Raw genomic sequence first — 13,282 nt, 5'->3', positions numbered from 1 at the left:
GCAGTGCGATGGACCACACAGAAAGCAGCCGGTCGATGAGAGGCGCGTGGAAAGCGGATTGTGAATACATCTTTGAGCTTCACACCCAACGGCGGAGCGCCCAGTAGGCTGTGACGGATTCCTGCACCCGTTATTGTGCTAGAGTATCGGATCAGGTACTCAAAAAGGTAAGCAGTGTGAGCTGTTTATGAACTTAAGGTGGTAACACGAGATTTTAGCCTCGTCCTTTTGAAAGGACGGGGCTTATTTGTATTTAAAAGGAGAATTGTTATGACGATTTACGAAGAACTGAAAGCCAGGGGATTGATCGCCCAGGTCACGAATGAAGAAGAGATAAGCAAGATGGTCAACGAAGGAAAAGCCGTATTCTATATTGGCTTTGATCCTACGGCTGACAGCCTTCATGTTGGACATTTCATGGCACTGTGTCTGATGAAGCGCCTGCAGGAGGCAGGAAACAAGCCCATCGCCCTGATCGGAGGAGGAACCGGAATGGTTGGTGATCCATCGGGCAGAAGTGATATGCGTCAGATGATGACGGTGGAGATGATTCAGCATAACTGTGACTGCTTCAAAAAGCAGATGAGCCGTTTCATTGATTTTTCTGAAGGCAGGGCGCTTATGGTAAATAACGCCGACTGGCTGATGGAGCTCAATTATGTGGAACTGCTCCGGGAGGTTGGCCCTCACTTTTCCGTAAACCGCATGCTGACAGCAGAATGCTACAAGCAGCGTATGGAAAAAGGGCTCAGCTTTCTGGAATTTAACTATATGATCATGCAGAGCTATGACTTCTATGAGCTGTTCAGACGCTACGGCTGTAACATGCAGTTTGGCGGAGATGACCAGTGGAGCAACATGCTTGGCGGTACGGAGCTGATCCGCCGCAAGTTAGGCAAGGATGCCCATGCCATGACCATCACCCTTTTGTTGAATTCCGAAGGCAAGAAGATGGGAAAGACCCAGTCCGGTGCCGTATGGCTTGACCCGGAAAAGACTTCCCCGTTCGACTTTTTCCAGTACTGGAGAAATGTGGCGGATGCCGATGTACTCAAGTGTCTGCGTATGCTTACCTTTTTGCCTCTTGAGCAGATCAATGAGATGGAACGCTGGGAAGGCAGCCAGCTCAATCAGGCAAAAGAAATCCTTGCATATGAGCTGACAAAGCTGGTGCATGGAGAGGAAGAAGCGCAAAAGTCACTGAAGAGTGCGAAAGAACTCTTTACCGGAGGAAATGCGGCTGACATGCCAGCCTGCGAGCTGGAAGAATCTGATTTTACAGATGGAAATGTGGATATCCTGACCATGTTACAGAAATCCGGTCTGGCACCTACCCGTTCTGAGGCAAGACGCAATGTGGAGCAGGGCGGTGTTACTGTTGACGGAGAAGGGATAACCGATGTGAAGGCCCTTTTTACAAAGGAGCAGTTATCCGGCGAAGGAGTTGTAGTAAAGCGCGGAAAGAAAAAATTTGTGAAAGTATTTGTAAAATAAATAGAAAAGGGCTGGTGCAAATCGGTGGAACCGACGTTTGCACCAGCCCTTTTTTAGGGCCAGAAGGAAGGCGGCTGAGGCTTTTGGATAGAAATGGCGTAGCTGATTTTTTCGCTGCTGGAGCGCAGCCTTAAAAACTGATCGTATTCCTTCCGGAACTTTTCATAGATGTTCAGGACAGGACGGCACCGGTCTGCGGTGGTTTCAAGGATCCTGTCCAGATTAAGGACTGCCATATCCACGATATGGGAATCCAGAAACCCTTCTTTTTTCATATTCAGGAGTATGGTGCAGATCCGGTCTGTGGAAAAGGCATCTTTATAGCTTCTTATCCCGGTAAGGGCACTGATAATATCCGCGATGGCAACCAGACGTTCTTCGGTTGTCAGATCTTTGGCAGTCAGGCCCTTTGGGTATCCGGTGCCGTTTAACTTTTCGTGATGGCGAAGGGAAATGCGCGCAATGGCTTCATCGATCATACCTCCGAATATTTCTTCTGTTAAGTCTACGTGAGTCCGCATAATTGCCATTTCCTTATCCGCTAATCTGCCCGGGAATTCTAAAATCTCAACGGGAATGGCAATTTTTCCCAGGTCATGGAGCAGAGCACCGCAAAGAACCAGATTCAGCTGTTTTTCATCTAAAGATAGAAGTTTTCCAAGCTCATAGCTGATGCTGGTGGTGGTTATGGTATGTGTTACGGTGTAGTGGCTTCGGAAATCAATGATAAAGACGAGCATCTTTAAATACCCGGTAATCTCTTCTCCGGAAAGAGGAATTCTGCATAAAAAATCCGAATATTCGGGGTCATGTCTCCAGGCATCATCGATGGAACCCTGAAAATCCAAATCTGCGGCAAGCTCTAAGATATGGGGGGCAAATGTAATGTCCTTCCCGTTGTTCAGCATGTGAAGTGTTTCCTGCCAGGTCCTGTTTTCCAGAGACATGGAAACATCGATCCGGTCAGCTATGTGGATGAGCTGGGCCAGGTCCTTTAGTTCCCTGCTTATGTAATCCTGCTTTTTTAATAAGCTCCATCCGATATGATGAAGCAGGACTGCCGGCGCAAACTTTCTTAGTGGGGAGAAATAATGGATAAATAAATATCCGTAGAAGGAATGGTTCCAGACATCTTTGGTTTCAAACTGCAGCATTCTTGAAACTTCTTCTGTCTTAAAGGCTCCGATGTCATGAAGCTGGGCGGTGAAACAGATATTACGAAGTTCTTCTTCGGTATACTGGCCGCTTTTCCGGATCATCCGGTAAATAATGTAGGCCACGTGCGTGCCATGTTCTGTAAGTCTTGTATCTATATAACTGCAAAAGCGGCGAATGATTCCCAAAACGCTTTCGTTATTTATAATTTGGGTATATTGCATTTGCATGCAGGTTCCTCCTATGAATGATTGCTCTACCAATAGTTTACCATATTGTACATTATATGGAAAGGAAAATAAACGCTCAAAAGCGTCTGGTTTTCAAAGCTGTCCTTTGGAAAACGGTTGAGAATAATGGCTGTCAGAGGTATAATTATTCCATCACACAGGAAGTAAAATAATTGGAGGGACCATTACAATGAAAGAAGCAAACGGATATGCAAGGCTGATGGAGGAAAGGCTGATCTATGACAATCCTCTGGCAAAAAAGGAAGACATAGAGGGGTTCGTTCTTGAGGGGAAGGCGAAAATCAGTTTTGAAGATGGAGCGATGCGGTTAAAAAATGAGCTGGATGATCAGATGGGACAGCGGGCCAATTATGTGCTCTGGTGCCCGGTGGATTTTCCGGAAAATATAAAAATCACCTGGGAGTTTAAGCCTGTGACCGATCAGGGACTTTGCATCCTGTTTTTTGCAGCTTCCGGGAAAGAGGGAAAAGACCTTTTTGATCCTTCTCTTTCTCTACGTACAGGGGAATATCCCCAATATCACAGCGGAGACATCAATGGGTTTCACGTTTCCTATTTCAGAAGAAAGGAACCGGATGAGAGAGCATTTCATACCTGCAATTTAAGAAAGAGCAGAGGATTCCATCTGGTGGCCCAGGGCGCTGACCCCATTCCGGATGCAGCGGATGCCAATGATTTTTACCGTATCAGCATCCGAAAATACAAAGACCACATCAGCTTCTCCGTCAATGATTTGACCGTGTTTGCATTTGATGACGATGGAAGTACCTATGGAGAACCGTTAAAAGGAGGGAAAATCGGTTTTCGCCAGTTAGCACCTCTGACAGCGGATTACCGGAATTTGAAGGTGTATGAGTTGGACTGATGGCACCATTGCCCTTTCTGGAATTTCATAAGGACAGAAAAAGCATATCAAAAAAAGAAGGCATAAATTGATAATTGAAAGAAAAAATGGGACCAAAACCTGACCATTAAGAGTCAAATGAGAGTAAAAGTGGATAGAAAATGATTATTTACAAAGAACTGTACCGAGGATATAATACCCTAATAATTTTAGATGAAAGCGGGGAAGGATTATGATACCGAAAGGTAAGGTACAGGGGAAAACATATTTTTTTCACAACGGATGGAAGTTTCTTCTGGCGGATGTATTTCCAATGGAAAAGGCTTTAAAAAAGACACGTGATGAAAACGGACATTATTTCTATGAGAAAGAGTATACAGAAGAAAGCTGGGAAGAGGTAACGCTTCCCCACACCTTCAATGACAAAGACTTATTTAAGGACCGGATTCAGGACGCGGGAAGCGGACAGAAGCGGACGGCCGCCTTTTACAGAAAGTGGTTTTCAGTCCCTGAACAGCATCGGGGGCAGAAGGTTTTTATGGAATTTGAGGGGCTTCGCCAGACATGCTATCTTTATATCAATGGAAAAATGGCAGGATATTATGAAGCAGGAGTTGCGCCATTCGGATTTGATCTGACTCCCTGGATCTGCTACGATACCCCCAATCTGATTGCGGTGGCCACGGACAACACCTCCACCAGAAATATTGATTTCTGTATTGGGGAGACACCGAATAAGCCGGAGGTGGTTCCGGGCAGTTATCTGGTGGCTCAGGACCAGGAAGCGGACGGGTATAAAAGGGGAGTCGGATTTTTCTGGAACTGCAATGATTTTAATCCGTCGGTAGGAGGGATTACGCGGCCCCTGAAGCTTCATTTTAAGCCGGAGGTCTATCTGACGCTTCCTCTTTACAGCAATCTGCGGACAAAGGGTGTTTACGTATACGGGCAGAATTACTGTTTGGAGCAAAAGCGTGTTCAGATAGGGGTGGAAGCTGAGATACGGAATGAGAGCACAAGGGCTGTGACGGCATGGTTGGAGATTACTGTCAGAGAGTTAAACGGCAGGGAAGTTGCGCATTTCCGTTCTGAAAAGCAGAAGGTGGCACCGGCAAAAGAGCTGGAAACAGAACTTTCCGTAACCCCACGGGATGCTTATATCTGGGATCAGGAGGCAGACCAGTATGTGCCGGTCAATGAGGAAGATCAGGTAATGGAGACCGAGACAAAATCCAGGTCGGTTTCCGTAATCTCTGCGCTGTCTCCTCAGGAAAAGGTGCGTTTCTGGAGTATAAAAGACCCTTATCTGTACCGGGTAGAGGTTCAGCTTTATTCAGACGGGCAGCAGGTGGATGCTATGGTGATCGAAACCGGTTTTCGCAGTGTTGGCTATGACAAAGACAAGGGCGTTCTTGTAAACGGGGTGCCTGTATGGCTGACAGGCTATGCACAGCGGGCAGCGAATGAATGGGCGGCAATCGGGATCGCACCGGAATGGCTGAAGGACCAGGATGCCATGTGGATCAGGGAAAGCAACAGCAACCATCTCCGTTTTATGCATGTGGCTGCCTCACCGGCGGATATCCGTGCCTGTGACCGGCATGGAGTGGTATGTACTCAGCCTGCGGGAGACAAGGAAAGAGAGAATTTTGGAAGGCAATGGGATCAGAGAGTGGAGCTGATGAGAGATGTGATCATCTTCTTCCGTAATAATCCTTCTATCTTTTTCTGGGAGGCAGGGAATAACTCCATCAGCAAGGAACACATGCGTGAGATGCGTCTGTTAAAGGAAACGCTGGATCCCAGGGGAGGCCGTTTTATGGGATGCCGTACCTTGAATACAGAGGATGTAGTGAATGAATCGGAATATACAGGAACCATGTTGAACCGCCACGCAGCCCGCTTTTTGGCGGAACATGGTCCTGTGACGGAAACAGAATATGCAAGGGAAGAAGCGCCAAGGCGGATATGGGATGATTTTACACCACCGGATTTCGATTATAAAAATAAATGGCTTGGAAAAGGCGGGAAGAAGCAGGTTGGACTGGATTTTTATGATCTGACCTCGGAAGACCTTGCCTTGACGGCTGCCAAAGGCTACAGTGAATTCTTTCATGACAGGATCGGCGGTGCTTCGGGGAAAAATTATTACAGTGCCTGCGCAGCCCTTTGCTGGACGGATTCTGCCCAGCACGGACGCCAGTCATTCAGTGAAAACGGCCGTATGAGCGGACGGGTGGATCCTGTTCGTATAAAAAAACAGAACTTTAACGTTTTTGCAGTCATGCAGTCCCAGGTTCCCAGAATAGGAATTATTGGACACTGGAATTATCCGCCGGAGGATGGGATCAATTACCGGTATGTGGAGAAAAGCTTTAACGGCAGTTATTGGGAAGAAAACGGGATCATAAAATATAGAGATCCCAGACATAAGACCGTTTATGTAACCGGCAGCTACAGCATCAAACGGATCGAACTATTTGTGAACGGAAAAAAGGCAGGGGTATGTGAAAAGCCGCAGGATACTTTTATTTTTCCTTTTCCCAATGTAGATGTGACACAAAACGGGGTGATCGAGGCTTATGGATATGATTATGATGACAGGCTGGCGGCAAAAGATGTGATTCATACGGCTGGGGAACCTGCTATATTACGTCTTGGACTGCATACCTCTCCAGAGGGGATGTATGCAGATGGAGCGGATATTGCTTATATTGATGTGGAAGTATTGGACAAAGAAGGAAGAGTCTGTCCTCTATGTGAAGAACGGATTGATTTTTCGGTAGAGGGAGAAGGAATCTTTCTGGGAGGCTATAACAGCGGACGGTTCGCAGGCTTTGGCATGGATAACAGTGTGATTCATGAAAAGCATGTATATTCGGAATGCGGAGTGAACCGGGTTTTTGTCCGTTCTACCAGAAAATCAGGGGGAATTATAGTAAAGGCGGAGATGAAAGGGGTCCCTCAAGCCAGCCTTTCCTGGGAGAGTATTCCCATAGATACCTCTCCACTGACGGAAAAGGGTCCGGTAAGGTGGTATGAGGAGTATTTGGTCAATGCTCCGGAGCCGGAACCGGCATTTCCTTCCATCCCTCTTGCGGATGCCTGCAAATACCAGCCGGAGGATGAGGGATACTGCAAGATTCTGGTTAATGGTCAGGAGCCAGACACAAGAGGCGTAAGAAGCGTAAACAAAAACGGCAGTATCTGGGGGGCGGTTTTATGTATCCTGGAACGGCTGAAGCTGGAATGGGCGGATGCATTTTCTTATACCTATATTCCGGAAGAGAGGAAGCTTGTACTGGTATCGGGGGAGAATTCGGTAGAAGCGGAAGCCGGAAGGACCCATCTTCTGGTAAACGGGAAAGAAAATCTCATGGATGGGGAACCATATGTTACGCCGGAGGGGAATTTTGTTATGGAAGTCAATGCATTAGTGCCTTATATCTGCGGTATCAATGCCTTTTATGATGAAAAGATCGGCGTGTACCGCATCGAAACAGGAAAATAGAACGAAACAGAGGCTGCGTGAATACGAACAAAGGCGCAGCCTTTGTTTCTACCGTTCTATAGGAATACCTGTAACAGGGGAATTGCAGAAGAACAGAACTAAAGGGGTGTAAAAATTGGGGATTAAATGGATAAAAAAAATAATTAGCTCATTGACCTATGAAAAGCAGGTGTTTGTGAGATTGCTGGGGTTAGTGACGCTGCCTTTGTTTGTCATGGGGCTCGTTTCATTCAATATATATATAAAAGCGGAAACCTCCAAAAACCAGATGGCGTTAAGCTCCTACAGTGACGAGATCTCACGGGAATACGAAAATATTCTGTCTTCCTTAAAGGAGTATTATATTGAGACTGTTAATGGGGATGATGTCCGGTGGCTGATAAGGCAGGAGACGCCGCCTTTTTCTTCTTTCAGTAATTTAAAGCATGCACAGCGGATGATAGAAGGCAATTATTTTATGGCAAAATACATTAAGGATTACGAATTTATAAATGTAAAATACGGCTGGGTATTTAATAATTATGGTATGTTTTCCTTTGATCAGATGAAAAATAAGGAAGAGGTGCAGGAGTTTTTAAAGGAACAGGAGAATAAGCTGTTATCGGTCTACTGGTTAAACCGGCCCGAATCCCATATTCCCGTAACCGGAAGTATGCGGGCCACGAATTCGGTGGATACTTCCGGCCTTCGCCTGGTGATAAAAAAGGAACTGGGAATCAGCGGATTGTCCTGGCTTCTTACCATCAAACTTGACAGCAGCCAGTTAAAGGAGATGTCTCAGGCTTATAAAAAGTTGGGATATGACGTTTCTCTTATCAGCAGGGATAACGTGCTGTTTGAGACAAGTCCCGGTATGACAAAGGCATATCTTGACAGTGAAACCAGGGGCTCAGGCTTTTATAACGACGGCACAGAGAGATATCATATCATTGAAAGAACAGAGGATATCAGCGGTCTGACCTATTTGGTCGGGTACAATGGGACAGAGGTACAAAGAGATGCTTTTGTTTTTATTTTTGCTTCTTTTGCCGTACTGGCAGGCTTTGCCCTTATTCTGTTCGGTGTGAGAATGACGGCAGTGGCCTTTGCAAAACCTCTTCAGCGGTTGGAACGGTTTGCAGATGACCAGGACCGGCAGATAAAAAAGCTGCTGGTAGCCAGCCTGATCGAAGGGGAGCTTAATGTGAAAAGCATTGAGGAAGCATTAAAGAAATCAGAAATCGTTCCCTGGCCGTCTTACCGGATGCTTGCTGTGAACTGCAAAGCGGATCAGATGGGGGAAGAAAGTATGAAAGAAATATATACGGAGCTTCTTCAAAACTTTCCGGAAGAATTGAATAAGGATGTATTTATTACACCTGTTTATTACCGGGAAAAGCTGATAATCATCACAGGCGCCGAGAATGATATGGAGGTGGACTCCAGAACCGCCACGCTATATAAAGGGGTAAAGGACTATATGGCAGATACGTATGGACTTGCAATCGCTGCAGGCATCAGCCAGCCCTTCCACAAGCTCCATCATGTGAAGAGGGCCTATACAGAGTGTGCAGAGGCACTGTATAATAAATCCAACCAGTCGGATATGAAGACTTCCTCTCTGGTCCTTTTTGATGATTTTTTAATAATGAATCAGGTAGGAAACGTTTATGATATGATCATGGAGAATGAGCTGATACAGGCGATTGCGGGCTGTAAGGAAGAAGAAGCCTTATGTCTGCTCCAGCTGGTCCTTGACCGTATGGAAAAAAGGAATGTGGTAGGAATTGAACGGAATTTTTACTGGACCAGGCTTTTGACGGCAATCCTGAATATTCCTTCGGGGGAAGGGATATCCCTCTCCGATGTATTTAACGGGGAACAGCACAATATCCTGAATTCCATTACCCAGATCTATGATAAGAAAAAGGCGGTGGAAGCGATCCAAGGAGAAATCATACATCCTGTGATTACCGCTCTCATGAAAAAAGGGGAGGAGGGAGAGGGGTCAGAGGTGGTTAAGCAGATGATCGCTTTAATTAAAGACAGCAAAGGGAATTTGAGTCTCAATGAATGTGCGGAAAGGCTGTCTTATAACTCCAATTATCTAAGTAAGGTCCTGAAGCGGGAAAAGGGTATAACGTTTACGGACATGGTAAATGAAGAGAAGCTGAAACAGGCGAAATATATGCTTTTGACGACGGAATATTCTGTAGCTGAAATATCTGAAAAACTGATGTATAATAATGTACAAAATTTTATTCGATTTTTTAAGAACCATGTAGGATTTACCCCTGCATCTTTCCGGAGAGAGCACCGGAAGTAATGGAATAAAATGATCATTTCACTGTACAAGCCTCATAAAACCGTTTAAATATGCGGGGATATGAGGCTTTTTTGTGAAAAAATCCAGTCATAAAATGATTATTTACAAAGATGCGTTCCTGTGTATAAAATGTGCTTACACAGCGGGACCGCAAAACAAAAAAAACTGACATAATTACCAATACTATTGGGTTTATGAAATTCAGGTTTGTAAAGTAAAGGAGAGTATATGGAAAAGACTCAAAGCATTGCAAAGGCCAGAGCCGGTACGTGGAAACATGCGTTTTCGGCACATAAATGGCTGTATCTCATGATAATACCGGGCGTTGTTTATCTGCTGATATTCAAATACCTGCCCATGGGCGGACTGATTATGGCTTTCCAGGATTTCAGTCCATATAACGGGGATTCTATGATAGGGGCATTTGTGGAAAGTCCTTTCGTAGGGCTGAAGATTTTCAGGAAATTTTTAACAGGTCCAGATTTTTTGCTGGTGCTGAGAAATACGTTATCCATTTCCATTGCCAGTCTGATTTTTTATTTTCCGGCTCCAATCATTCTGGCCTTACTGCTTAATGAAATAAAGAATATGGCCTTTAAGCGTGTGACCCAGACGCTGGTATATATTCCGCATTTTATTTCCATGGTTATCGTGGCAGCTCTTACGGCCCAGCTTTTCAGCACCACAGATGGATTGGTGTACCATGGTCTGGTCCAGCTTTTCGGAAGAGCCAATGCACCGGATATTATGTCAGATCCAAAGCTGTTCGTTCATATGATCGTAGGTCAAAGCATGTGGAAGGAAACCGGTTACGGCACCATTATTTTCCTTGCTGCTTTATCCGGGGTCGATGTACAGCTTTATGAGGCAGCGGAGGTGGACGGTGCCAACCGCTGGCAGAAGATGTGGCATATTACCCTTCCAGCCATTCGTTCTACCATTGTTATTATGTTGATTTTAAAGGTAGGTACCATCTTAAATACTGGATATGAGCAGATATTTTTGATGCAGAATTCCATGAACCGGTCTGTTTCTGATGTGTTTGATACCTACATCTATACAAGAGGTGTAGTAAACGGTAATTATTCCATGGCAACGGCGGCTGGTATGTTTAAATCCATAGTGAGCATGATCATGGTACTGGGAGCCAATAAGCTGGCAAAGGCTTTTGGAGAATCTGGATTCTATTAAAAAGGAGAACAATGCAATGGCAAAAACGAAACATTTAACGATTAAAAGGAGTCCGGGAGATCAGGTGGTTCAGGTTTTGATTTACCTTTTCGTGGGAATATTTGCACTGGTTACTCTGCTGCCCTTTGTCTATATCGTAGCAGGCTCCTTTGCAACAGAAAGGGAATTAACGGAAAGAGCATTCTTTTTGTTCCCCCGTACTCTGTCTCTGAATGCATATCAGTACATATTTAAAACGGGAGATGCAGTCCACGGCTTAATGAATTCCGTGATTGTAACCTTTGTAGGTGTACTGATCAATATGTTCTTATCCTGTACGCTGGCATACCCCCTTTCCAGGCCGTATTTCAAGGGAAGGCTGTTCTTTACCAATATGGTTATTATAACCATGTTGTTTTCCGGAGGTATGGTACCTACTTATTTGCTGGTTTCCAATGTACTTCACTTAAAAGACTCGTTTTGGGCTTTGTGGCTTCCGGCAGCCGTCAATCCGTTTAATATGATTATCATAAAAAATTACTTTCAGGGGCTGCCCACAGAACTGGAGGAAGCGGCCAGAATGGATGGCTGTAATGATCTGCAGACTTTTATTAAAATCATTCTGCCTCTTTCCAAGCCTGTGCTTGCAAGTGTTTCCCTGTTCTATGCAGTCAGTCATTGGAATGCTTACTTTGATGCCATGATGTATATTTCTGATAAAAATAAAGAGGTAATCCAAATTGTACTCAGGAGAATCATATTTATGACTTCTTCTGTGGCAACGGAAAGCGGGTTTGACTGGGGAGTCTTTGGTATGCCGCCTGAAAAAGCAGTAAAAATGGCTACCACTGTAATTGCTACCATTCCAATATTAGCAGTATACCCATTTGTCCAGAAGTATTTTACACAGGGCGTAATGGTGGGGTCTGTAAAAGGTTAAAGGAATAAAAATTTCATATAAAAGGAGAAGTGTATCATGAAAAAAAGTTGGAAAAAGGTTTTAGCAGCAGCATTATCTGGAACTATGGCGTTGTCTTTAACTGCTTGTGGGGGGGCAAAAGCCACTGCCAAATCAGAAAGTGTAGCTGTGGCTTCCGATGGTAAACCAACCATTACATTTATGGCACCGTCGTTTCACGGTACTGATTTAAAAAATGACAAGTCTGATGAAGTTATTAAGCGTTATGAGGAACACACCGGCACCCATGTAGACTGGCGGTGGGAATCCAATGATACCTATAAAGAAAAGCTTGGACTTACCCTTATGGATAAGAATAACATGCCCATGGTTGTTACGGGAACAGGCGATATAACGGCAAATGTGGTGGATGCGGCAAGAAAGGGTGCATTCTGGGACTTAACCGAATTTTTAAAGGATAAGGAGAGTTATCCCAATCTGTCCCAGGCAAATCCTGATGTATTAAAGGCAATAACAGTCGATGGAAAAGTCATTGGAGTTTACAGGGCAAGACAGATCGGGCGCTACGGCCTTTCCTACCGGACCGACTGGGCAGAAGCAGTGGGAATTACAGAGAAGCCAAAAACCATTGAAGATGTTTATAATATGCTTTATAAGTTTACCTATGAAGATCCTGATGGAAATGGAAAGGATGACACCTATGGCCTTGAATTGACAAAATATACAGGTCCTATTGATATTATGCAGACCTGGTTCGGTGTTGGCAATGAATGGGTGGAACAAGACGGAAAAATGGTGCCTGTTCATCAGACCAAGGAATACCTGGAAGCTTTGAAATGGATCAAAAAAATCTATGATGAAGGTCTGGTCAGAAAGGACTGGGCAACTGTTGATTCCGGAACGTTCCAAGATGGCTGCAAGAAGGGGGAAGCTGGAGTATTTATTGATGTAATGGATGGCGGAAAGAGAATTTGGGAATATTACAATATGAATAATGTGAAATCTGTTACAGATCCCTCAAAGAATGCTTCCATGACACTGGTGGGACCAATTAATGACAAAACACTGGCAACCAGCGGCTTTAACGGATATTATCTGATTACAAAGGCCGGAGCAAAAACTGAGGAGGATGTAAAGAACTGTCTTCATTTCCTGGATAAAATGAATGATGACGAGATGCTTGTGCTGGCTGATTACGGTCTCGAGGGTGTGACCTATGATTTGAATGAGAAAGGAAATGTTGTGAAAAGGGGACAAATGGAACCACAGTATTCTCCGTCTGCAGGTCTTAACCAGTGCGTATCCTATATTCCCAATATGGCGCCTATAAGTCCTCAATTAGAAAAAACCGAGCCTATGAAGGCACAGGATGAAGCCTATGAATATAACAAACAGTTTGCAGTTTTAAACCCGGCTCTCGGCTATCTGGCAAATTCAGAGGTAAATGCTGAAGTAGGTACGGATATTGAACAGATCATTGATGATGCAAGAACCCAGTATATCTGCGGACAAATTGACGAAGCGGGCCTGGAAGCAGCTGCACAGCAATGGCTGGACCGCGGAGGTGACAGACTGGTTGAGGAAGTAAATAAATTATATCAGGAAGACACTGCCAAATAAATAAAACATATAC

General features: G+C 44.8%; 8 protein-coding genes and 1 other annotated feature (1 of these 9 cut by a window edge). Of the genes, 7 read left to right on the top strand and 1 reads right to left on the bottom strand.

The annotated features are described in order from the left end of the window. Positions 1–231: a binding site (T-box leader), on the top strand; it begins 25 nt to the left of the window's first position. A 39-nt stretch (positions 232–270) separates the two neighbouring features. Next, positions 271–1,494, top strand: a complete 1,224-nt coding sequence (tyrS, locus tag ACLTWA_RS08015; protein WP_412327099.1) for a tyrosine--tRNA ligase — start codon at positions 271–273, stop codon at positions 1,492–1,494. 53 nt (positions 1,495–1,547) lie between these two features. Here tyrS and ACLTWA_RS08010 read toward each other — a convergent pair whose 3' ends face one another. After that, positions 1,548–2,879, bottom strand: a complete 1,332-nt coding sequence (locus ACLTWA_RS08010) for an HD domain-containing phosphohydrolase (protein WP_412327098.1) — start codon at positions 2,877–2,879, stop codon at positions 1,548–1,550. A 190-nt stretch (positions 2,880–3,069) separates the two neighbouring features. On the opposite strand from ACLTWA_RS08010, the gene ACLTWA_RS08005 reads away from it, so the two are divergent. From ACLTWA_RS08005 to ACLTWA_RS07980, 6 genes are all read left to right on the top strand, one after another. After that, complete coding sequence (locus ACLTWA_RS08005) at positions 3,070–3,765, top strand: DUF1961 family protein (protein ID WP_412327097.1); 696 nt, start codon at positions 3,070–3,072, stop codon at positions 3,763–3,765. 211 nt (positions 3,766–3,976) lie between these two features. Beyond that, positions 3,977–7,255 carry a glycoside hydrolase family 2 protein gene (locus tag ACLTWA_RS08000; RefSeq protein WP_412327096.1) on the top strand — a complete coding sequence of 1,093 codons (3,279 nt, stop codon included), beginning with the start codon at positions 3,977–3,979 and terminating at the stop codon, positions 7,253–7,255. A 175-nt stretch (positions 7,256–7,430) separates the two neighbouring features. Continuing rightward, a complete protein-coding gene (locus tag ACLTWA_RS07995) occupies positions 7,431–9,560 on the top strand; it encodes a helix-turn-helix domain-containing protein (RefSeq protein ID WP_412327095.1) in 2,130 nt (709 codons plus the stop codon). Between the two features lie 228 nt (positions 9,561–9,788). Next, entirely contained in the window at positions 9,789–10,751 is a 963-nt protein-coding gene (locus ACLTWA_RS07990; protein ID WP_412327094.1) for an ABC transporter permease, read from the top strand. 16 nt (positions 10,752–10,767) lie between these two features. After that, a complete protein-coding gene (locus ACLTWA_RS07985) occupies positions 10,768–11,670 on the top strand; it encodes a carbohydrate ABC transporter permease (RefSeq protein ID WP_412327093.1) in 903 nt (300 codons plus the stop codon). Between the two features lie 36 nt (positions 11,671–11,706). Continuing rightward, positions 11,707–13,269: an ABC transporter substrate-binding protein gene (locus tag ACLTWA_RS07980; RefSeq protein ID WP_412327092.1), complete on the top strand. Its 1,563-nt coding sequence runs from the start codon at positions 11,707–11,709 to the stop codon at positions 13,267–13,269. Positions 13,270–13,282: the final 13 nt, after the last annotated feature.

Source organism: Lacrimispora sp., from assembly GCF_046972725.1.
Taxonomy (GTDB): Bacteria; Bacillota; Clostridia; order Lachnospirales; family Lachnospiraceae; genus Lacrimispora.
Note: the sequence above shows the minus strand (reverse complement) of the source record. Positions and strands in the feature narration are given on the sequence as shown.

Excerpts from the sequence above, each read along its gene's own strand:
- tyrS (WP_412327099.1), top strand. The coding sequence starts at position 271 with ATGACGATTTACGAAGAACTGAAAGCCAGGGGATTGATCGCCCAGGTC.
- ACLTWA_RS08010 (WP_412327098.1), bottom strand. The coding sequence starts at position 2,879 with ATGCAAATGCAATATACCCAAATTATAAATAACGAAAGCGTTTTGGGA.
- ACLTWA_RS08005 (WP_412327097.1), top strand. The coding sequence starts at position 3,070 with ATGAAAGAAGCAAACGGATATGCAAGGCTGATGGAGGAAAGGCTGATC.
- ACLTWA_RS08000 (WP_412327096.1), top strand. The coding sequence starts at position 3,977 with ATGATACCGAAAGGTAAGGTACAGGGGAAAACATATTTTTTTCACAAC.
- ACLTWA_RS07990 (WP_412327094.1), top strand. The coding sequence starts at position 9,789 with ATGGAAAAGACTCAAAGCATTGCAAAGGCCAGAGCCGGTACGTGGAAA.
- ACLTWA_RS07985 (WP_412327093.1), top strand. The coding sequence starts at position 10,768 with ATGGCAAAAACGAAACATTTAACGATTAAAAGGAGTCCGGGAGATCAG.
- ACLTWA_RS07980 (WP_412327092.1), top strand. The coding sequence starts at position 11,707 with ATGAAAAAAAGTTGGAAAAAGGTTTTAGCAGCAGCATTATCTGGAACT.